Origin of the sequence: Stenotrophomonas sp. SXG-1, from assembly GCF_014083965.1 — a bacterium.
GTDB lineage: Bacteria > Pseudomonadota > Gammaproteobacteria > Xanthomonadales > Xanthomonadaceae > Stenotrophomonas > Stenotrophomonas geniculata.
This window is the reverse complement of sequence record NZ_CP046588.1, coordinates 3,283,659-3,302,935: the sequence shown is the minus strand read 5'-3', so window position 1 is coordinate 3,302,935 and position 19,277 is coordinate 3,283,659. Positions and strand designations below refer to the sequence as shown.

Genomic DNA, 19,277 nt, shown 5'->3' with positions numbered 1-19,277 from the left:
AGGGTCAATTGGCACAGGACGAATCGGCGGTAGTACTTTGGTCGTACGTTTGTTGTGCTGACGTGCAGCGAACATCAGGGATGGAACAATCGGTTGCGGCGCCGTCCATTGGCGTGCGGCCGTGTGGCGCCCATCTTCAGTGGCATCCATCCAACAGGAGTCGCCATGAGCTTTCCCGAACCGGTCCGCGTGCTGCGGACCATCCGTGGCATGCCCACCTCCGACGGTGCCGGCGTGCGCCTGACCCGCGTCATCGGTGGCCCCACGCTGCCCGACCTGGATCCGTTCCTGCTGCTCGATGAGTTCGGTACCGATCGTGCCGAGGACTACATCGCCGGGTTTCCGGAGCATCCGCACCGCGGCTTCGAAACCGTCACCTACATGCTCGACGGGCGCATGCGGCATCGCGACAACCACGGCAACGAAGGCCTGCTGACCCCGGGCAGCGTGCAGTGGATGACCGCTGGCCGTGGCCTGGTGCATTCGGAGATGCCCGAGCAGGAGAGCGGGCAGATGCGCGGGTTCCAGCTGTGGGTGAACCTGCCGGCGAAGGAGAAGATGACGGATCCGAAGTACCAGGAATTCGCGCCCGAGCGCATTCCCGTGGTGCACCCGGAGCCGGGCGTGGACGTGAAGGTGATTGCCGGCAGCGTGGATGGCACGCAGGGCCCGATCGTGCAGCCGGCCACCGATCCGCTGTACCTGGACATCACGCTGGCCCCGGATCGCGCCTGGACCTATGCGTTGCCGGAAGGGCACAACGCCTTTGCATACGTGTTCGAAGGTGGCGTGACCGTGGGGGAGCAGGACGCCGCGCGTGACGTGGCACGCCAGGAGCTGGCGGTGCTGGGCGGCGGTGAGCAGCTGCACCTTTCGGCCGGCAGCGAAGGCGCGCGGCTGATCCTGGTGGCCGGCCGTCCGCTGCGCGAACCGGTGATGCGCCACGGGCCGTTCGTGATGAACACACGGCAGGAACTGATGCAGGCCTTCGTCGATTTCCAGGAAGGCAAGTTCTGAGGGAGTGCCGGCCGCTGGCCGGCAACCTCTTCTGATCGGGAACGAAGCGTTTGCCGGCCAGCGGCCGGCACTACCGTCGGATCGGGTCGCATTGCGGGGATGCTGCCAGGCAGTCATCCCCGTCACCTTCAGCGCCCCGCGGCCACGGCCGACGGGGTCAGGCTCATGCCCTGCGCCAGCTGCTGCAGCGAGCCCAGTTCCTGGGCGCTGTCCGGATACAGCGAAATCTGCGCGTAACGCCCTTTGTCGAGCTTGACCACACTGATGCGGCGCTCGGCATAGCCGGGCGGCTGCTGGCCTCCCAGATCGGGCTGGTACCAGTACAGCGACTCACCGCCGAAGCTGCCCTTTTCCTGGCGCAGCGAGCGGTTCAATGGAAGGTTGGGATCGCGCGCACTGAGCATCAGGCTCAGTACCTCGCGGCCGTCCCCGGTGCTGGCGCGGCAGACCAGGAAATCGGCCTGTGCCTGCTGTTGCCACTGCAGGCCACTGCTGGCCGGCAATGAAGGACATTCGGTGGGAGCCTGCGCAGCGGCCTGGGCCGCAGCGAACAGCAGGCTCGACAACACTACAGGCGCGAACTTCATGCATCCCCCAAGGTGGTGTGTCGTTGGCTCCGCCGGATGGACCGGCAGCCTTGGCATCCCATCCCCGGATGCCACCCCGGCCGGCATGTGCACGGACGGTCAACTCAACCTTAACGGAACGTGAGCAATCGCACAAATTGCGGTTACAAGCGTAACCATTGCGGCCGAAGGTCGGCCGCAATGGTTCGCAGGCCTCAGCGGTCGTTGCCGATCCACTTGTAAATGATGCCGCCGATCGCGCCGCCCAGCAGCGGAGCGACCCAGAACAGCCACAACTGGCTGACCGCGCCGCTGCCGGCGAAGAAGGCCACCGCCGTGGAGCGGGCTGGGTTCACCGAGGTGTTGGTGACCGGGATGCTGATCAGGTGGATCAGGGTCAGCGACAGGCCGATCGCCAGCGGCGCGAAGCCGGCCGGCGCCTTGCCATGGGTGGCGCCCATGATCACGATCAGGAACACCGCCGTCAGTACCACCTCGCACAGGAAGGCGGCCGCAACGCTGTAGCCGCCGGGCGACAGCGCGCCATAGCCGTTGCTGGCGAACGCACCGGCCTGGCTGCCATCAATGGCGAAGCCACTGGCGCCGGAGGCGATCTGCAGCAGGATGAAGCCGGCCATCAGGCCGCCGGCGACCTGGGCGATGATGTACGGCACCAGGTCCTTGGTCGGGAAGCGGCCGCCAGCCCACAGCCCGACGCTGACTGCCGGGTTGAAGTGCGCGCCGGAGATGTGGCCGAACGCATAGGCGCCGGTCACCACGGTCAGGCCGAAGGCGAGCGCCACGCCGAGGAAACCGATACCCAGCGGATTGCCGTCACCACCGAACTTGGCGGCCAGCACCGCGCTGCCACAGCCACCCAGAACCAGCCAGAACGTGCCGAGGAACTCGGCGGACAAGCGTTTACCCATGCTCATGTGTTGCACTCCTTTGACGGTTGAAAGTGTGATTTATGTCACATTTCAGTGATCAGCGGGTGACTGTAGTGTCAACGCCGGGTGCAGGGATACACCTTCGGATGTGTGCAACACGCGATGTTCAGTACTGCGGCAGCGGTATGAACTCCTTGTCGTCGCCCGGGATGGTGCCGAAGCGACCGGCCTCCCAGTCGTGCTTGGCCTGCTCGATGCGCTCCTTCGAGCTGGACACGAAGTTCCACCACAGGTGACGCGGGCCATCCAGCGGCTCGCCGCCGAACAGCATCGCCTTCACCGGCGTCTTCGCGCGCAGGCGACCTATCGCACCGGCTTCGGGGATCACCAGGTGCTGGGCGGGGATGTCCACGCCGTCCAATTGTGCGTCGCCTTCGAGGATGTACAACGCGCGCTCGCGGTGGCCATTGTCGATATCGATCTCCGCATCCGGGTCGAGGTCGATTGCTACGTTGAGGGTGTCGGCGAACACCTTCACCGGCGATTCCTCGCCATAGGCGCGCCCGGCGATCACCCGCAGCCAGGCACCATTGCGGCGCTGCTCGGGGAGGGTGGCCGCGGCATGGTGGTAGAAGGCCGGTTCGATTTCCTCATGCGACTTCGGCAACGCCACCCAGGTCTGCATGCCGTGGATCGGGTTGTCATGGTCGCGGTCCGGTTGCGGCGTGCGCTCGGAATGGGCGATGCCGCGACCGGCGGTCATCCAGTTGACGTCACCGGGACGGATCACCTGGTCCGACCCCAGCGTGTCGCGGTGGCCGATCGCGCCCGACCACAGGTAGGTCACGGTGGCCAGGCCGATATGTGGATGCGGGCGCACGTCGATGGCGGTGCCGGGGTGCATGAGTGCCGGGCCCATCTGGTCGACGAACACGAACGAGCCGATGCTGCGCGCCTGCAGGGTGGGGACGGCGCGACGGACTTCGAGGCCGCCGATGTCGTGCACGCGCGGGGCGATGATGGTGGTCATGCGGGCGTTCTCGCTGGCAGGGATCAGGTGGTCAGCATCGCATGCAGCTGTGACGGGCACATGCCCCGTATGGGTAACAGGTTGTTCCAGCCAACGGCGCAGCCCCTCGTGGCTGTGGGGTTGGTCGCTGAAGGCAGAAGCAAAAGCAGAAGCCGCGCTTGGCCGGGCGGGTGGGTGGCGCAGGGGACGCTGCAAGTACGTCCATGTAAGCTCGATCGCCGCATCCATGCGGCTCACGCCCCTGCGCCACCCCCCCGCCCGGCCTCTGACAGTTTCCGTGTGCGTCCAGCCACGGAGAAGAAAAAAGAAAATCAAAGTCAGAATCAAACGCCGGTCGCTTCGCTCCTGGTGTCGACCAAGGTCGACACCCACCAGTTCGTAATGATCCGTGCCGACCAACGTCGACATCTACCAGCCATCGCAGTTCACCCACCGTCACCGGGAAACTGTCAGGGGTGGGGCGGTGTCGGGTTGCGGGGTGTCCGCGGCATGGATGCCGCGGCCAAGCCCCCAAGGTGAAGTGACCCCCGGGAGTTGGACACCAGACCCAACCCCGAGGGATACATGAACAGATACGACGCGCGTTTCAAACTGCAGGTCGCCAAAGAGGCCTGCAAGACCTCCACATCGGTCAAAGCCGTTGCTCGTCGCCACAGCCTGGAGTTCTCCACGGTCAGGCGCTGGGTGGCGACCTATCGGCTGCACGGTTGGCGCGGGTTTCACCGCCAGGCCCGGTCCTATGACCTCGCGTTCAAGCTGGCTGTCCTGGAGAAGATGAGCCAGGACGGCATGTCCGGGCGCGAAGCCACCACCTACTTTCAGATTGGTGATGCCGGCGCAGTGGGGCAGTGGCGGCGCCTGTATGCTCAGGGCGGTGCCCAAGCGTTGGCACCGCCCCTGCCGCCGCCCCGAAAGCTGATGAAAAAGACCCGTTCGTCCAAGCCACCTGAGGATATGAGCCGCGATGAGCTGCTCAAGGAAGTCGCCTATCTGCGTGCGGAGACCGACTACCTAAAAAAACTCGATGCCTTGATCCGGGAAGAGCAGGCGGCGCAAGACGCAAAGCGCAAGCCATCCAAGGATTGAGGCAGGTTCATACACTGTCGCTTCTGCTCGAAGCGGCAGAGCTGTCACGCAGTACGTTCTATTACCAGAACCATGTCCTGGCCCATCCGGATCAGGACGAGGCAGATCTGCGCGAGCGCATCCGTGCAATCTACGATCAAAGCCAAGGGCGCTATGGCTATCGCACGGTAACGCTGGAATTGGCCAATCAGGGCCATCGGACCAATCGCAAGCGGGTACAGCGCCTGATGGGGGAGATGGGCCTGAAATCGCGCGTGCGCGTGAAGCGCTATCGGGCCTTCAAGGGGGCGGCCAATATTGTGGTTGGCAATGACCTCAATCGTGAGTTCCAGGCCGAGCGGCCCAACCAGAAGTGGGTGACCGAGTTCAAGGTGCAGGGCATGAAGCTGTACCTGTCGCCGATCATGGACCTCTACAACGGTGAAATCGTGGCTTATCAGATCAAGCGCCAGCCCGTGTTCGATCTGGTGGGTCAGATGCTGGAGGAGGCCATCAGCAAGCTTTCCCCGGATGAGCGCCCCATGATCCATTCTGACCAGGGCTGGCAGTACCAGCATGAAAACTACCGGCACATGCTGGAAAAGCACTCGTTGAAGCAAAGCATGTCCCGGCGTGGCAACTGCTTGGACAATGCGGCAATGGAGAGCTTTTTCGGGACGCTGAAGTCGGAGTTCTTCTATCTGAACAGCTTTGACAGCATCGAGAGTCTGGAGGCTGGGCTGGTGGAATACATCCAGTACTACAACGAAGAGCGCATCAAACTGAAACTGAAAGGCCTGAGCCCGGTAAAGTACCGGGAGCAGGCCCAATCGGCCGCCTGACCCCGTCCAAGTCTCGGGGGTCACTTCAAGGACGGGTTTACGGCGTCCCCGCAACCCGACACCGCCCCGCCCAACAAACAGAAAAGCCAGAGCCGCTTTGGCTCTGGCTCTGGCTTTTGCTTCGGCGGTTGCCTCTGCGGGTGCCGGGCCGCAGGCCCGGCCGATAAACTCAAACCACTGGTTCGCGCAGGGCGGGGTTGTCCCAGCCGGGGCGCGGGGCGAAACGGTCGCCGTGGCGCTGCTGCAGCGCCTTCAACCGCTCGACGATCGCATCGGCTCCCACTGCGCGGATGTGCTGGATCGGACCGCCGCGGAACGGGGCGAAACCGGTACCGAAGATCACGCCCGCATCCAGCAGGTCCGCATCGGCCACCACGCCCTCGTGCAGGCACGCCACGGCCTCGTTCAACAGCGGCAGGATCAGGCGGTCCTCCAGATCGGCCGGGGCCTGGTAATCGCTGGCCACGTCCGGCTTCTTCGGCTTGCCGTTTTCCCAGGTGTAGATGCCCTGGCCGTCCTTCTTGCCACGCTTGTCCGGTTCCACCGTCTGCAGTGCGGCCGGAATCTGCAGGCCCAGGAACGGTGCCAGTTCGCGGCCGACGCCTGCGGCCACGTCCAGGCCCACGGTGTCGATCAGTTCGATCGGGCCCATCGGCATGCCGAATTTCACTGCGGCCTTGTCGATCACCGGGCCCGGAATGCCCTCGGCATACGCGGTGGCGGCTTCCAGCATGTACGGGAACAGCACGCGGTTGACCAGGAAGCCCGGGCTGCCGGCCACCGGCACGGGGAATTTGCCCAGCGCCTTGCAGAACGCGGCCAGGCGGCGCTCGGTCTCCGGCGCCATGCCGTCGTGATGGATGATCTCCACCAGCGGCATCTGCGCAACCGGGTTGAAATAGTGCAGGCCAGCGAACTGCGCCGGGCGCTGGATGTGGTCGCGCAGTTCCACCAGCGGAATCGACGAAGTATTGGTGGTCAGCAGCGCGTCCTGCTTCATCTTCGGTTCGAGCGTCTGGTACAGCGCACGCTTGGCTTCCGGGTTCTCGATGATTGCTTCGATCACCAGGTCGGCCTCGGCCACGCCGTTGCCTTCCAGATCGGCACGCAGGCGCGCGGCCACCGCCGGGCGCTTGCTCTCGTCGCGCACCTTCTTGGCGAACAGAGCCTGCGCCCGTTCCATGGCCGGGTCGATGAAGCGCTGCTCGCGGTCCTGCAGCGTCACCTCGAAGCCCTTGTAGGCGGCCCACGCGGCGATATCGCCGCCCATCACGCCGGCGCCGACCACGTGCACGTGGCGGATGCCGGAGTCACCGCCGCCCAGGCCCTTCAGGCGCTCGGTCAGGAAGAAGATGCGGATCAGGTTGCGCGCGGTCGGCGTGCTGGCCAGCTTCACCACGGCGCGGCGTTCGGCATCCAGACGCGCCTGGATCGGCTTGCCGCCGCTGCGCTGCCAGGTGCTGATCAGCGCGTAGGGCGCCGGGTACTGGTCCTTCTTGGCTTTGCGTGCGACCTGCTTGACCATCTGCGGTGCCAGCAAAGTGCGTGCCAGCCAGGTGTTGGTGGCCCAGGCCGTCGCGCGCTGCTTGAACGGGCGGGTGGTGCCGGACAGTGCCAGCGCCACGGCGGTGTCGAGCACCACCGCCGGCGCCACCACCTTGTCGACCAGGCCGATGCCACGCGCGGCCGAGGCCGACAAGGTGCGGCCCGTCAGCATCATGTCCATCGCTGCCGGCGCACCGACCAGCTGCGGCAGGCGCGCGCTGCCGCCCCAGCCGGGGAAGATGCCCAGCTGGGTTTCCGGCAGGCCGATGCGCGTGCTGCTGTCATTGGAGGCCACGCGGTAGCGGCAGGCCAGTGCCAGTTCGGTGCCGCCGCCCAGGCAGTGGCCGTGGATGGCCGCCACGGTCGGGCAGGGCAGCTCGGCCAGCTTCTGGTAAGTGGCCTGGCCGCGGCGGATGGCGTCGTTGACGGTGCCGCGGCGGTCGAACTCCTGGAACTCCTTCAGGTCCGCACCGGCAATGAAGCCGGCCTTCTTCAGCGACTGGATCACCACGCCCTTGGGCGGGTCCAGTGCAATGCGCTCGAGCAGGTCGCCCAGTTCCAGCAGCACGTCCTGCGACATGGCGTTGACGCTGCTGTCCTGACGATCCAGGGAGAGAACCACCACGCCGTCGTCGCGGATCTCGGGGTGCCAGTGGCTGAAGCGGAGACCATCGAAGCCTGAGAGCATGGACGTTCCATCCGGTTGTGTATGGAGAAGCGGCTATGATCCAGAGGTTGTTTCCCCCGCGTCAAATCCCAATAGCAGGGGAGTGGCGACCCCGGATCCATGGCCGTGGACCGGAACGCTAACGGAACGGTGGTTAAAAGCTGGTGCGGCGCCAGGTGATCGGCGACTGAACTTTTCCCGGGATTGGCAGTCTCATTGCCCGACGTCGGTTGGGCTGACAGGAGTGCGGCCCCTCATGGCCGATGTTGATACACCTCAGGAGCTGGATCTGGAACTGGTCCGGCGCGTGCAGCACGGCGAGAGCGCCGCGTTCGATGTCCTGGTGCGCAAGTACCAGCATCGCGTGGTGGCCCTTGTCGGTCGCTACATCGCCGACTGGAGCGAATGTCAGGACGTCGCCCAGGACACTTTCATCCGTGCCTACCGCGCGATCGGAAGTTTCCGTGGCGATGCCCAGTTCTCAACCTGGTTGCATCGAATCGCCGTGAATACCGCCAAAAACTACCTGGCTTCACACAATCGCCGACCGCCGACCGATGACATCGACATCGGGGATGCCGAACAGTTCGACAGCGGGACGCGCCTGCGCGACACCGACACGCCCGAACGCGAGTTGATGCGCCAGGAACTGGAACAGACGGTAATGAAGGCCGTCAACGCGCTGCCGGAAGAGCTCCGGTTGGCGATCACCCTGCGCGAGGTGGAAGGCCTGAGTTACGAGGATATCGCGCAGAAAATGGGGTGCCCGATCGGCACCGTGCGCTCACGGATCTTCCGGGCGCGCGAGGCGATCGACACCGAACTCCGGCCGCTGTTGGACATCGGCAGCGCCACCCGTGAGAAGAGCCGCGTATGACCAGTAATCCGTTCAACGAATCGCAGAACCACCAATCGCCCGCCGGGCAGCGCCTGGACCAGCGCCATCGCGAGCAGCTGTCGGCCCTGGTCGATGGCGAGCTTGGCGCCGATGAAGCGCGCTTCCTGCTGCGCCGGATGGAGCACGACCCCGAGCTGGCCGGCTGCCAGGAACGCTGGCAGCTGCTGGGCGACGTGATGCGCGGACAGGCGTCGGCGCTGGCGCCGGCCGGCTTCAGCGCCGCCGTGGCCGCCGCCATCGCCGCCGAACCGGCGCCGCAGGCCGAGCCGCGTCGTCAGGTACGCCGCAGTGGTTGGCGGGCTTGGGGCGGTGGCGCCGCACTGGCCGCATCGGTGGCGGCGGTGGCCCTGTTCATGGGCGGTGAGAAGCTGAAGGAGGCCACCCCGGGCGAGCCGTTGGCACCGCAGGTGATCGCCAGCCAGGCCGAACTCGCGCCGGCACCGACGACGCCGGCTCCGGTGACCGAAGCCTCGGTGGATAACGCCGCAATGGCCGCGGCCGGTGTACCGGCAGTGGCCATGGCGGCAGCCAGCCGGCGCCAGGACACCCGTCGCGCCAGCGCTACCCGCAGCCAGCAGGCCGCGCGTGCCGCCCAGCGTGAGGACATGCCGCAACGCGCTGTGGCCGCCGCACAGGCGCCGTTGACCCCGACCGTGCCGGCCAATGCCAGCCGCAACATGCCGTTCGGTGAGGTCGGTGGCCTGCAGGCGCGACCGTGGCCGCGCTCCAGCCTGGCGCCCGCTGCCGGCGGCGCGCTCAATGCGAGCTTCCCGGCCCATGCCGGGGGCGCGGCGTTCTACCCGTTCGAGCCGCGCCTGCAGGACGACCTGCCGGTGCCGCCGCGCCCGCGCGACTGAGCCGGGCGCTTTCATGCCCCGCCGTCGGCGGGGCCCGTATTCCTTTTTCCATCCGATCCGGAGGTTGCCGTCCGATGACTCCCCGACTCCGCACGCAGGCCATGGGCCTGCTGGCCCTGACCCTGCCGTTGATGGCCTGCGCGCAGGCCCCGGCTCCGGCCGCCCAGACCCAGGCCGCGCCGGCCGCCGCGCCGCGGGCGCCGGCCCAGCCGCTGGTCACGGGCCTGCCTGACTTCACCAATCTGGTCGAACAGGTCGGGCCTGGCGTGGTCAACGTCGACACCACCATCGTCCGCAACAACCGCCAGGCCTCACGGGGCCCGATGGGCGGCGGCGATGACATGCCGGAGTTCTTCCGCCGCTTCTTCGGCCCGGATTTCCCGATGCCGGGGCAGGGCCCGGGCGGCCCGGACGGTGGCCCGAGCATCAAGGGCCGCGGCATGGGCTCGGGCTTCATCATCTCGCCCGATGGTTATGTACTGACCAACTACCACGTGGTGGCCGATGCCAGCGAGGTGAAGGTCAAGCTGGGTGACCGCCGTGAGTTCACCGCGAAAGTGGTGGGCAGCGACCAGCAGTACGATGTCGCACTGCTGAAGATCGACGGCAAGAACCTGCCGACCGTGCGCGTTGGCGACTCCAACTCCCTCAAGCCGGGTCAGTGGGTGGTCGCGATCGGCTCGCCGTTCGGCCTCGATCACTCGGTCACTGCCGGCGTGGTCAGCGCCCTCGGCCGCAGCACCGGCGGTCCGGACCAGCGTTACGTGCCCTTCATCCAGACCGACGTGGCGATCAACCAGGGCAACTCCGGTGGCCCGCTGCTGAACACCCGTGGCGAAGTGGTCGGCATCAATTCGCAGATATTCTCCGCGTCGGGCGGCTACATGGGCATCAGCTTCGCGATCCCGATCGACCTGGCGATGAGTGCGGTCGAGCAGATCAAGAAGACCGGCAAGGTCACCCGCGGCCAGCTCGGCGCGGTGGTGCAGGAAATCGACGGCCTGAAGGCGCAGGCGATGGGCCTGCCGGACAGCCGCGGCGCCCTGGTCAACCAGATCGTGCCGGATTCGGCTGCAGCCCGGGCCGGGGTGAAGATCGGCGATGTGATCCGCTCGGTGAACGGCGCGCCGGTCAACAGCTGGTCCGACCTGCCGCCGCTGATCGGCGCGATGGCACCGGGCAGCCGGGTCACCCTGGGCGTGATCCGAGATGGCAAGCCGCGTGACCTCAGCGCCACCCTGACCGCCCTGACCGAAGACGGGCAGGCCAGTTCGCGTGGCCCGGCCACCGGCGACAGCGATGCGGCGCCGCAGGCCGGCGCCAATGCCCTGCTGGGGCTGGACGTCAGTGACCTGACCGCGCCGCAGCGCAAGCAGCTGGGCCTGGAATCGGGCGAAGGCGTGCGCATCACCGGGGTCAAGGGCCAGGGCGCGCGTGATGCGGGCCTGTCTCCGGGCATGGTGATCCTGCAGGTGGCCAGCACCCAGGTCGGCAGCGTGGACGCGCTGAACCGCGCGCTGTCCAGCTACAAGAAGGGCGACGTGGTGATGCTGCTGGTACGCACGGGCAGCGGCAACAGCGCGTTCGTAGCGGTCAAGGCCGGCCAGTAAGGCCTGCCGGGGCCGCTTCGGCGGCCCTTGCTTCTCCTCCGAAGCCCCGCCCCGGCGGGGCTTCGGCCGTTCCGGACCCGGTCCGATGAGGCCGTTTTCGCGGGCGGGCGCCGGGCATGCGATAATCGACCGTTACCCTGACGACGCCGCGCGCCGCCGCCACCTATGTCTTCTGATTCGATGCGGAACATCCGCAACTTCTCCATCATCGCCCATGTCGACCACGGCAAGTCCACGCTGGCCGACCGCATCATCCAGCTCTGTGGTGGCCTGCAGGCCCGCGAGATGGAAGCGCAGGTGCTCGACTCCAACCCGATCGAGCGCGAGCGTGGCATCACGATCAAGGCGCAGTCGGTGTCGCTGCCGTACCTGGCCAAGGACGGGCAGACCTACCATCTGAACTTCATCGACACCCCCGGCCACGTCGACTTCTCCTATGAAGTCAGCCGCTCGCTGGCCGCCTGCGAAGGCGCGCTGCTGGTGGTCGATGCGGCCCAGGGCGTGGAAGCGCAGTCGGTGGCCAACTGCTACACCGCCGTGGAGCAGGGCCTGGAAGTGGTGCCGGTGATCAACAAGATCGACCTGCCCACCGCCGACATCGAGCGCGCCAAGGCCGAGATCGAGGCCGTGATCGGCATTGACGCCTCCGACGCCGTGCCGGTCAGTGCCAAGACCGGCCTGAACGTGCAGGACGTGCTGGAAGCGATCGTGCATCGCATCCCGCCGCCGGCGCCGCGCGACACCGACAAGCTGCAGGCGCTGATCATCGACTCCTGGTTCGACAACTACCTGGGCGTGGTCTCGCTGGTGCGCGTGATGCAGGGCGAGATCAAGGCCGGTGACAAGCTGCAGGTGATGTCCACCGGCCGCAACCACCAGGTCGACAACGTCGGCGTGTTCACCCCGAAGCGTAAGGTGCTGCCGGCGCTGCGTGCCGGTGAAGTGGGCTGGGTCACCGCCAGCATCAAGGACGTGCACGGTGCGCCGGTCGGCGACACCCTGACCCTGGCCGGTGACCCGGCACCGAAGCCGCTGCCGGGCTTCCAGGAAATGCAGCCGCGCGTGTTCGCCGGCCTGTTCCCGGTCGATGCCGAGGACTATCCGGACCTGCGCGAAGCGCTGGACAAGCTGCGCCTGAACGATGCCGCGCTGCGTTTCGAGCCGGAAAGCTCCGAGGCGATGGGCTTCGGCTTCCGCTGCGGCTTCCTCGGCATGCTGCACATGGAAATCGTGCAGGAGCGCCTGGAGCGCGAATACAACCTGGACCTGATCAGCACCGCGCCGACGGTGGTGTATGAAGTCCTGAAGACCGATGGCTCGATCATCAACATGGACAACCCGGCCAAGCTGCCGCCGGTGAACCAGGTCGAGGAGATCCGCGAGCCGATCATCCGTGCCAACGTGCTCACTCCCGAGGAGTACATCGGCAACATCATCAAGCTGTGCGAAGAAAAGCGCGGCAGCCAGATCGGCATCAACTACCTGGGCAGCCAGGTGCAGATCAGCTACGAGCTGCCGATGGCCGAAGTGGTGCTGGACTTCTTCGACAAGCTGAAGTCGGTCAGCCGTGGCTACGCCTCGCTGGACTACCACTTCGTGCGCTTCGACGCCGGCCCGTTCGTGCGCGTGGATGTGCTGATCAACGGTGACAAGGTCGATGCGCTGTCGCTGATCGTGCACCGCAGCCATGCCGACCGCCGTGGCCGCGAGCTGTGCGAAAAGATGAAGGACCTGATCCCGCGCCAGATGTTCGACGTGGCCATCCAGGCCGCCGTCGGCTCGCAGATCATCGCCCGTACCACGGTCAAGGCCATGCGCAAGAACGTGCTGGCCAAGTGCTATGGTGGCGACGTTTCGCGCAAGAAGAAGCTTCTGGAAAAGCAGAAGGAAGGCAAGAAGCGCATGAAGCAGGTCGGCCGCGTGGAGATCCCGCAGGAAGCGTTCCTGGCCGTGCTGCAGATGGACAACAAGTAAGCCCGCACCGGCCCTGCGGGGCCGGTCGTCTGGTGACGTTGCAAAGGACCCTGAATGAAACTGTTTGAGATCCTCCTGGTCGTGCTGACCCTGGCCTCGGGCCTGATCCTGCTTGCGGACAAGCTGTACCTCGCCAAGCGTCGCGCCCAGCGCGCCGGCCTGCTCGATTCCGAGCCGGTGCTGGTGGATTACTCGCGTGCGTTCTTCCCGGTGCTGGCGATCGTGCTGATCGTGCGCAGTTTCATCGCCGAGCCGTACAAGATCCCGTCCAGCTCGATGATGCCGAACCTGTTGATCGGTGATTTCATCCTGGTCAACAAGTTCTCGTACGGCCTGCGCCTGCCGATCAGCAACACCAAGATCGTGCCATTTGGCGAGCCGTCGCGTGGCGATGTGGTGGTGTTCCACTTCCCCGGCCACAGCGACAACGACCCGGCAAAGGGCGAGAACTTCATCAAGCGCGTGATCGGCGTGCCGGGTGACACCGTGGTCTTCGAAGGCGACGGCATGATCCTCAATGGCGAACCGCTGAAGTACGACAACAAGGGCATCTACGCCGGCCACAAGGGTCAGGGCGAGGGCGCCAACCTGCTGGTCGAGCACCTGCCGGGCCGCACCCACACGGTGCTGGAGACCGACTACCCGCGTGGCCAGGGCCAGTGGACCGTGCCGGCCGGCAAGTACCTGGTGATGGGCGACAACCGTGACAACAGTGACGATGGCCGTTTCTGGGGCCTGCTGCCGGAAGAGAACCTGCGCGGCAAGGCCTTCCTGATCTGGCTGAACTGCCAGGGCTGGTTCTGCAAGGATGGTTTCGAGCCGTCGCGGATCGGCTCGAGCATCAACTGACCGGGCATCAACCGGGTATTTTCACATCCAACGCGTATCTGGGGAGAACGCAATGAAGACGATGAACACGCAGCGTGGCATGACCCTGACCTCGTTCCTGACGGTCCTGATCGTGGTTGGCTTCTTCCTCTACATCGGCATGAAGCTGTTCCCGATGTACCAGGAGTACTACGCGGTGCGCTCGGCGATGAAAAGCCTGGCCAACGAGCCGGGCGTGGGCAGCATGGAGCCGGCGCGCATCCAGGACCTGTTCTTCAAGCGCCTGTACATCAACTACTCGGACAATGTGAAGCCGGCCAACGTGAAGTTCGACCGTCGCGACAATGGCTGGACCCTCAAGGTCAACTACGAAGTGCGCCGTCAGCTGATCGGCAACCTCGATGTGGTTGGCAAATTCGATTCTTCCCAGGACCTGACACGAAGCGGTGCCCAGTAAATTCATCCAACGTGGCGACCTGATTGGTCATGCCTTCAGCGACCCGGCCCTGCTCAAGCAGGCGCTGACGCATCGCAGTGCCGGTGCGCCGCACAACGAGCGCCTGGAGTTCCTCGGCGACAGCATCGTCAACATGATGGCGGCCGAGGCGTTGTACCGACGTTGGCCCAAGGCTGACGAAGGGGCGATGACCCGTGCCCGTGCCGAGCTGGTGCGTGAAGGCGCGCTGGCGGTGATCGGGCGCACCCTGGAACTGGGCGAGCGGCTGACCCTGGGCCCGGGCGAAATGAAGTCCGGCGGTCATCGCCGCGACTCGATCCTGGCCGATGCGGTGGAAGCCGTGGTGGCTGCGATCTACCTGGATGCCGGCTTCGAGGCCTGCCGGGCGGTGGTACTGCCCTGGTTCAGTGCTTCGATCGAGGCACTGCCGGCCTCCGGCCGGCCCGAGAAGGACCCCAAGACCCGCCTGCAGGAATGGCTGCAGGCCCGACAGAAGGCGTTGCCGCAGTATGAACTGGTGTCAGAATCCGGTGACGACCACGCCAAGCACTTCCGGGTACGCTGCAACGTAGCCGACCCGGCCGCCAGCATCGAGGGCGAAGGCGCCTCGCGGCGGCTTGCCGAACAACAGGCGGCTGCAGCCGTCCTAGAACAACTGGATTCCAAGTGAGCGAACAAACTACCCATCATTGCGGCAGCGTGGCCGTCATCGGCCGCCCGAACGTGGGCAAATCGACCCTGACCAATGCCCTGGTCGGCGCCAAGGTCAGCATCGTTTCCAACCGCCCGCAGACCACGCGCCATCGCCTGCTGGGCATCGCCACCTATCCGGAAGGCCAGTTGGTGCTGGTCGACACCCCCGGCCTGCACAAGGTGCAGAAGCGGGCGATGAACCGGGTGATGAACCGTGCCGCGCGCGGCTCGCTGGAAGGCGTCGATGCCGGCCTGCTGGTGATCGAAGCCGGTCGCTGGGACGAAGAAGACAGCCTGGCCTTCAATGTTCTGCGCGACGCCGGTATCCCGGTGGTGCTGGTGGTCAACAAGATCGACCGTCTGAAGGACAAGGGCGCGCTGCTGCCGTTCCTGCAGGAAGTCACGGCCGGCCGCGATTTCTCGTCCGTGCACCCGATCTCGGCGCAGAAGCGCAACGGCCTGGAAGCACTGGTACGCGACGTACTGGCGCTGTTGCCGGAAGCGCCGCCAATGTTCGGCGAAGACGAGATCACCGACCGCAGCCAGCGTTTCCTGGCCGGCGAGCTGGTGCGTGAGCAGCTGATGCGCCAGCTCGGCGAGGAACTGCCGTACGCGACCACCGTGGAAATCGAGCGCTTCACCGAAGATGGCAACCTGCTGCGCATCGGCGCGGTGATCTGGGTCGAGCGCGAGGGCCAGAAGGCGATCGTGATCGGCAAGGGTGGCACCCGGCTGAAGGAGATTGGTGCCAAGTCCCGCCTGCAGATGGAACGTCTGTTCGGAGCCAAGGTGTTCCTGGAGACCTGGGTGCGCGTGCGTGAAGGCTGGTCCGACGACGAGGCCGCACTGAAGGCCTTCGGTTACGAGTAAGCCGTTGCGGTCGCTTCGATGATGATCGAGGACGACACTGGCTTCGTGCTGCACGCACGGGCCTACCGCGAGACCAGTCTGCTGGTCGAAGTGTTGAGTGCGCAGCATGGCCGGATCGGCCTGCTCGCGCGTGGCGTATCCACCGCCAAGGGACAGGTGCTGCGCGCTGCTCTGCAGCCGCTGCAGTGGATCCGCTTCAGTGCCCAGCAGCGGGGCGAACTGGCCCAGCTGCGGGGTGCCGAGGCGCTGGATGCCGCGCCACGCCTGGTCGGCCAGGCGATGCTGGCCGGCTTCTACCTGAGTGAACTGACCCTGCGCTTGGCCCCGCGCCAGGACCCGCTGCCTGAGTTGTACCTGGCCTACGGCGAGGCACGTGCGCGGCTGGCCGTGGGCGCCGGCCTGGCCTGGACCCTGCGTCGCTTCGAACGCGAGCTGCTGTCCGCGCTGGGCCTGGGTTTCGATCTGGACAGCGCGAGCGACGGCCAGCCGATCGACCCGGCCGCGCGCTACGAACTGGATCCGCAGGAAGGCGCGCAGCGCCTGCTGAGCGAGCGCGGTGGGGAACGCCGGGCGGCGGCGACTGGCTCGGCGCTGCTGGCGTTGGCGGCCGACGAAGAGCCCCATGCCGCCGACCTGGCCAGCCTGCGTCTGCCGATGCGGCGGGTGCTGGCCCATCACCTGGGCGCCCGCGGCCTGAAGTCCTGGGAAATGCTCGAGCAGCTCGCGCCCCGCAGGTAGGGGATGTTCGGCAGGGCTTGCAGCCCTGCACCTGCCGAATCAACGTCAACGTCAAAAGCAAAAGCTGGTTATCCGTGGGTCGGCGGGGTGGGTCCGGTTGCGGGAGACGCCGTAAACCCGTCCTTGGGGGCTTGGCCGCGGCATCCATGCCGCGGACACTCCCGCAACCGGACCCACCCCGCCTTCGACAGATTCTTGCGAGCTGTTGGACATGCCGACGGGGTCAGATCCGTTTTCCGAAGTAAAACGGATCTGACCCCAGTTTGAATTTCGATATCTGACAGAGATTCATCCACGCATGGCGTGGATCTACTGGCCACCGGTCAACTGTCGAAGGCGGGGCACTGTGGGTTTGCGGGGTGTGAGCGCCATGGATGGCGCGACCAAGGCTACATGGACGTACTTGCGCCGTCCCCGCATACGCACAGTGCCCCGCCATCCCACGGGATGCCCACTATTGCCGTTGCTTCGGCTGTTGCTCTGGCTTGAGGCAGGTGCAGGGCTGCAAGCCCTGCCGCCCCCCCCTCAGTGCAGGAGCGCTGCCACCGCCGCGCGGAACCCGTCCTGGGCCTGCCCGGACTCCGGCGCATGATGCAGCTGCCGCACCGCGCGTCCCAGCCGTGCCGCGCCGACGAAGCCACAACTGGCCTGCAACCGGTGCAGCTGGCTGCGCAGCTGGCGCTCGTCGTGCTGGTCCACGGCCTGCTCGACCGCGTCGCGTACCCCCGGCAACTCGGCCAGGAACAGCTCGCGCAGGGCTATCAGGTGGTTGCGCTGGCCATTGAGCGCGGCCAGTGCCGCGGTCTCGTCCCAGTCCTGCACCTGCAGCTCCACCGCAGCCGGAGCCGGCGCAACGAAGATCCCCGCGGGGCTGTTCACCAGCGCGCGGCGCACGGCTTTCAGTAACTGGTCGCGGCCCAGCGGCTTGACCAGCGTGTCGCTGAAGCCAGCTTCACGCAGGCGGGCATGGATGGAGGTGTCGCCGTCGGCGGTATGCGCCAACGCCGGGGTGTCGGGGTGTGAACGGCGCAGTTCGCGCAGCAGCTGCGCGCCGTTGCCGTCCGGCAGGTTGACGTCGATCAGCCACAGGTCATGCGCGCCGGGTTCGGCGCTCGCCAGCGCACTGGCCAGTGAATCTGCGGTGTCCACGTCCGCCGGTAACGTTTCCAACGCCGCCTTGAAAAAACCGCGGCTGATGATGTCGTCCTCGACAAGCAGGAAGCGGGGCCGGCTGGCCCGCGGGGTCATCTGCATCAGGGCTGCCTCCATGTCAGCTGTTGCAATCATCAAGCACGGCGGCGGCGGGCGCAAGCGGGTCCGGGCCCTGCCGGTCAGGATCTGCGACAATACGCCCCCATTTTTGCCCGCAGCCTGTTGCCACGTGGCCCGATCCCGCTCCCGCATCGACCGTACCCCGTTCCAGACCGAGATCCTCGACCTCAGCCATGATGGTCGCGGCGTCGCCCGCCGTGAGGGTGAGGGCGGCAAGGTCACCTTCGTCAGCGGCGCACTGCCGGGTGAGGTGGTCATGGCCGAACAGACCGCCCGCAGCCGCCATTTCGACGAAGCGCGCACGGTGGAAGTGCTGAAGGCCTCGCCGCAGCGCGTCACCCCGAAGTGCCCGCACTTCGGCACCTGTGCCGGCTGCGTGCTGCAGCACCTGGACGAAGACCAGCAGATCGTGGCCAAGCAGCGCGTGCTGATGGACAACCTGGAGCGCATCGGCCACGTGAAGCCGGGAACCGTGCTGGCGCCGCTGGTCGGCGAGAGCTGGGGCTACCGGCGCAAGGGCCGCTTCTCGGTGCGCCGGGTCGAGAAGAAGGACAAGACCCTGGTCGGCTTCCGTGAACAGGATCCGCGTTTCGTCGCCGACCTCAGCCAGTGCCTGACCGTGATCCCGGAGATCGGCACCAAGGTCGAGGCGCTGTCCACCTTCATCGAATCGCTCGATGGCAAGCGTGACATCCCGCAGATCGAGTTCATCGCCGGTGACCAGGCCGTAGTCCTGACCGTGCGCCACCTGCAGCCGCTCAGCGACGCCGATCGTGCGGCCTGGGCCGCCTTCGGCCAGCAGCATGGCTTCGTGATCTACCTGCAGTCCGGCGGCGTGGACACCGTGCAGCCGCTGGACGGGCAGGGCGTGCCGCTGTCGTTCCGGCTGGCGCCGTGGGACGTGGAACTGGCGTTCCGCCCGCTGGACTTCATCCAGGTCAATGCCAAGCTCAACGAGAAGATGATCGCCCACGCCCTGGACCTGCTGGAACCGGGTGAGGACGAGCGCGTGCTGGACCTGTTCTGCGGCCTGGGCAATTTCACCCTGCCGCTGGCGCGCCGCGTGCGCGAAGTGGTCGGCGTGGAAGGCGATGCCGGCCTGGTCGCGCGTGCCCGTGAGAACGCCGAGCGCAATGGCCTGGCCAACGCCCAGTTCTTCAGCGCCGACCTGACCCAGGACCAGCGCAGCACGCCGTGGATGCGCCAGGGCTTCGACAAGCTGCTGCTGGACCCGCCGCGCTCGGGCGCGATCGAAGTGCTGCAGCAGCTGCCGCTGAAGCAGTTCAAGCGCATCGTCTACGTCAGCTGCCACCCGGGCTCGCTGGCCCGCGATGCCGGCTATCTGGTCAACGAACAGGGCTTCACCCTGGTCAGCGCCGGTGCCATGGACATGTTCCCGCACACCGCACACGTGGAAAGCATCGCGGTGTTCGAGAAGCGCTGATCTGTCATGCCCAT

Annotated in this window: 17 protein-coding genes; 12 read left to right on the top strand and 5 right to left on the bottom strand. The window is 66.3% G+C overall.

Annotated elements, in window-relative coordinates; translation table 11 throughout:
• Window positions 1-165: 165 nt before the first annotated feature.
• Entirely contained in the window at window positions 166-1,017 is an 852-nt protein-coding gene (locus tag GOC52_RS15215) for a pirin family protein (RefSeq protein WP_049481948.1), read from the top strand.
• A gap of 128 nt (window positions 1,018-1,145) precedes the next feature.
• On the opposite strand, the gene GOC52_RS15210 is transcribed toward GOC52_RS15215, so the two are convergent.
• From GOC52_RS15210 to GOC52_RS15200, 3 genes are all read right to left on the bottom strand, one after another.
• Window positions 1,146-1,604 carry a hypothetical protein gene (locus tag GOC52_RS15210; RefSeq protein WP_010482811.1) on the bottom strand — a complete coding sequence of 153 codons (459 nt, stop codon included), beginning with the start codon at window positions 1,602-1,604 and terminating at the stop codon, window positions 1,146-1,148.
• A gap of 194 nt (window positions 1,605-1,798) precedes the next feature.
• Window positions 1,799-2,518, bottom strand: coding sequence for an aquaporin Z (gene aqpZ, locus GOC52_RS15205; protein ID WP_126559738.1), 720 nt, complete (start codon window positions 2,516-2,518; stop codon window positions 1,799-1,801).
• A 121-nt stretch (window positions 2,519-2,639) separates the two neighbouring features.
• Window positions 2,640-3,503: a pirin family protein gene (locus GOC52_RS15200; RefSeq protein WP_029550874.1), complete on the bottom strand. Its 864-nt coding sequence runs from the start codon at window positions 3,501-3,503 to the stop codon at window positions 2,640-2,642.
• Window positions 3,504-4,067: 564 nt separating this feature from the next.
• Between GOC52_RS15200 and GOC52_RS15195 the strand changes: the two genes are divergently transcribed.
• Window positions 4,068-5,410, top strand: a protein-coding gene (locus tag GOC52_RS15195; protein WP_191849791.1) for an IS3 family transposase whose coding sequence is annotated in 2 segments (ribosomal slippage) — window positions 4,068-4,515 and window positions 4,515-5,410 — 1,344 coding nt in all. Because the reading frame shifts where the segments join, the coding sequence is not laid out codon by codon here.
• Window positions 5,411-5,579: 169 nt separating this feature from the next.
• Here GOC52_RS15195 and GOC52_RS15190 read toward each other — a convergent pair.
• A complete protein-coding gene (locus GOC52_RS15190) occupies window positions 5,580-7,643 on the bottom strand; it encodes a 3-hydroxyacyl-CoA dehydrogenase NAD-binding domain-containing protein (RefSeq protein WP_043402385.1) in 2,064 nt (687 codons plus the stop codon).
• A 235-nt stretch (window positions 7,644-7,878) separates the two neighbouring features.
• Between GOC52_RS15190 and rpoE the strand changes: the two genes are divergently transcribed.
• The 9 genes from rpoE to recO all read left to right on the top strand — a co-directional run bounded on the left by rpoE (window position 7,879) and on the right by recO (window position 16,547).
• Entirely contained in the window at window positions 7,879-8,499 is a 621-nt protein-coding gene (rpoE, locus tag GOC52_RS15185) for an RNA polymerase sigma factor RpoE (RefSeq protein WP_010482816.1), read from the top strand.
• Entirely contained in the window at window positions 8,496-9,377 is an 882-nt protein-coding gene (locus tag GOC52_RS15180) for a sigma-E factor negative regulatory protein (RefSeq protein ID WP_043402381.1), read from the top strand. Before rpoE ends, GOC52_RS15180 begins: the two co-directional genes overlap by 4 nt.
• A 74-nt stretch (window positions 9,378-9,451) precedes the next feature.
• Window positions 9,452-10,987: a DegQ family serine endoprotease gene (locus tag GOC52_RS15175; protein WP_043402378.1), complete on the top strand. Its 1,536-nt coding sequence runs from the start codon at window positions 9,452-9,454 to the stop codon at window positions 10,985-10,987.
• Window positions 10,988-11,167: 180 nt separating this feature from the next.
• Entirely contained in the window at window positions 11,168-12,961 is a 1,794-nt protein-coding gene (gene lepA / locus GOC52_RS15170; RefSeq protein WP_049435304.1) for a translation elongation factor 4, read from the top strand.
• Between the two features lie 54 nt (window positions 12,962-13,015).
• Window positions 13,016-13,810, top strand: a complete 795-nt coding sequence (gene lepB, locus GOC52_RS15165) for a signal peptidase I (protein ID WP_010482820.1) — start codon at window positions 13,016-13,018, stop codon at window positions 13,808-13,810.
• A gap of 52 nt (window positions 13,811-13,862) precedes the next feature.
• Window positions 13,863-14,246, top strand: a complete 384-nt coding sequence (locus GOC52_RS15160) for a DUF4845 domain-containing protein (RefSeq protein ID WP_010482821.1) — start codon at window positions 13,863-13,865, stop codon at window positions 14,244-14,246.
• On the top strand, window positions 14,236-14,916 hold the full coding sequence (gene rnc, locus GOC52_RS15155) for a ribonuclease III (protein WP_010482822.1): 681 nt from the start codon (window positions 14,236-14,238) through the stop codon (window positions 14,914-14,916). The genes GOC52_RS15160 and rnc overlap by 11 nt, the downstream gene beginning before the upstream one ends.
• On the top strand, window positions 14,913-15,809 hold the full coding sequence (era, locus tag GOC52_RS15150; RefSeq protein WP_043402362.1) for a GTPase Era: 897 nt from the start codon (window positions 14,913-14,915) through the stop codon (window positions 15,807-15,809). Before rnc ends, era begins: the two co-directional genes overlap by 4 nt.
• Before the next feature lie 18 nt (window positions 15,810-15,827).
• Window positions 15,828-16,547, top strand: coding sequence for a DNA repair protein RecO (gene recO / locus GOC52_RS15145; RefSeq protein WP_010482824.1), 720 nt, complete (start codon window positions 15,828-15,830; stop codon window positions 16,545-16,547).
• A gap of 525 nt (window positions 16,548-17,072) precedes the next feature.
• Here the strand turns inward: recO and GOC52_RS15140 are convergent.
• Window positions 17,073-17,801, bottom strand: a complete 729-nt coding sequence (locus GOC52_RS15140; RefSeq protein ID WP_010482825.1) for a response regulator — start codon at window positions 17,799-17,801, stop codon at window positions 17,073-17,075.
• A gap of 127 nt (window positions 17,802-17,928) precedes the next feature.
• Here GOC52_RS15140 and rlmD point away from each other — a divergent pair, with 127 nt between their 5' ends.
• Window positions 17,929-19,263, top strand: coding sequence for a 23S rRNA (uracil(1939)-C(5))-methyltransferase RlmD (gene rlmD, locus GOC52_RS15135; RefSeq protein ID WP_010482826.1), 1,335 nt, complete (start codon window positions 17,929-17,931; stop codon window positions 19,261-19,263).
• Window positions 19,264-19,277 lie beyond the last annotated feature (14 nt).

Bases quoted from the DNA above. Each gene is read 5' to 3' on its own strand.
- lepB (WP_010482820.1), top strand. From the start codon at position 13,016: ATGAAACTGTTTGAGATCCTCCTGGTCGTGCTGACCCTGGCCTCGGGC.
- GOC52_RS15140 (WP_010482825.1), bottom strand. From the start codon at position 17,801: ATGCAGATGACCCCGCGGGCCAGCCGGCCCCGCTTCCTGCTTGTCGAG.
- GOC52_RS15160 (WP_010482821.1), top strand. From the start codon at position 13,863: ATGAAGACGATGAACACGCAGCGTGGCATGACCCTGACCTCGTTCCTG.
- GOC52_RS15175 (WP_043402378.1), top strand. From the start codon at position 9,452: ATGACTCCCCGACTCCGCACGCAGGCCATGGGCCTGCTGGCCCTGACC.
- aqpZ (WP_126559738.1), bottom strand. From the start codon at position 2,518: ATGAGCATGGGTAAACGCTTGTCCGCCGAGTTCCTCGGCACGTTCTGG.
- GOC52_RS15200 (WP_029550874.1), bottom strand. From the start codon at position 3,503: ATGACCACCATCATCGCCCCGCGCGTGCACGACATCGGCGGCCTCGAA.
- GOC52_RS15180 (WP_043402381.1), top strand. From the start codon at position 8,496: ATGACCAGTAATCCGTTCAACGAATCGCAGAACCACCAATCGCCCGCC.
- GOC52_RS15210 (WP_010482811.1), bottom strand. From the start codon at position 1,604: ATGAAGTTCGCGCCTGTAGTGTTGTCGAGCCTGCTGTTCGCTGCGGCC.
- lepA (WP_049435304.1), top strand. From the start codon at position 11,168: ATGCGGAACATCCGCAACTTCTCCATCATCGCCCATGTCGACCACGGC.
- rpoE (WP_010482816.1), top strand. From the start codon at position 7,879: ATGGCCGATGTTGATACACCTCAGGAGCTGGATCTGGAACTGGTCCGG.
- GOC52_RS15190 (WP_043402385.1), bottom strand. From the start codon at position 7,643: ATGCTCTCAGGCTTCGATGGTCTCCGCTTCAGCCACTGGCACCCCGAG.
- recO (WP_010482824.1), top strand. From the start codon at position 15,828: ATGATGATCGAGGACGACACTGGCTTCGTGCTGCACGCACGGGCCTAC.
- GOC52_RS15215 (WP_049481948.1), top strand. From the start codon at position 166: ATGAGCTTTCCCGAACCGGTCCGCGTGCTGCGGACCATCCGTGGCATG.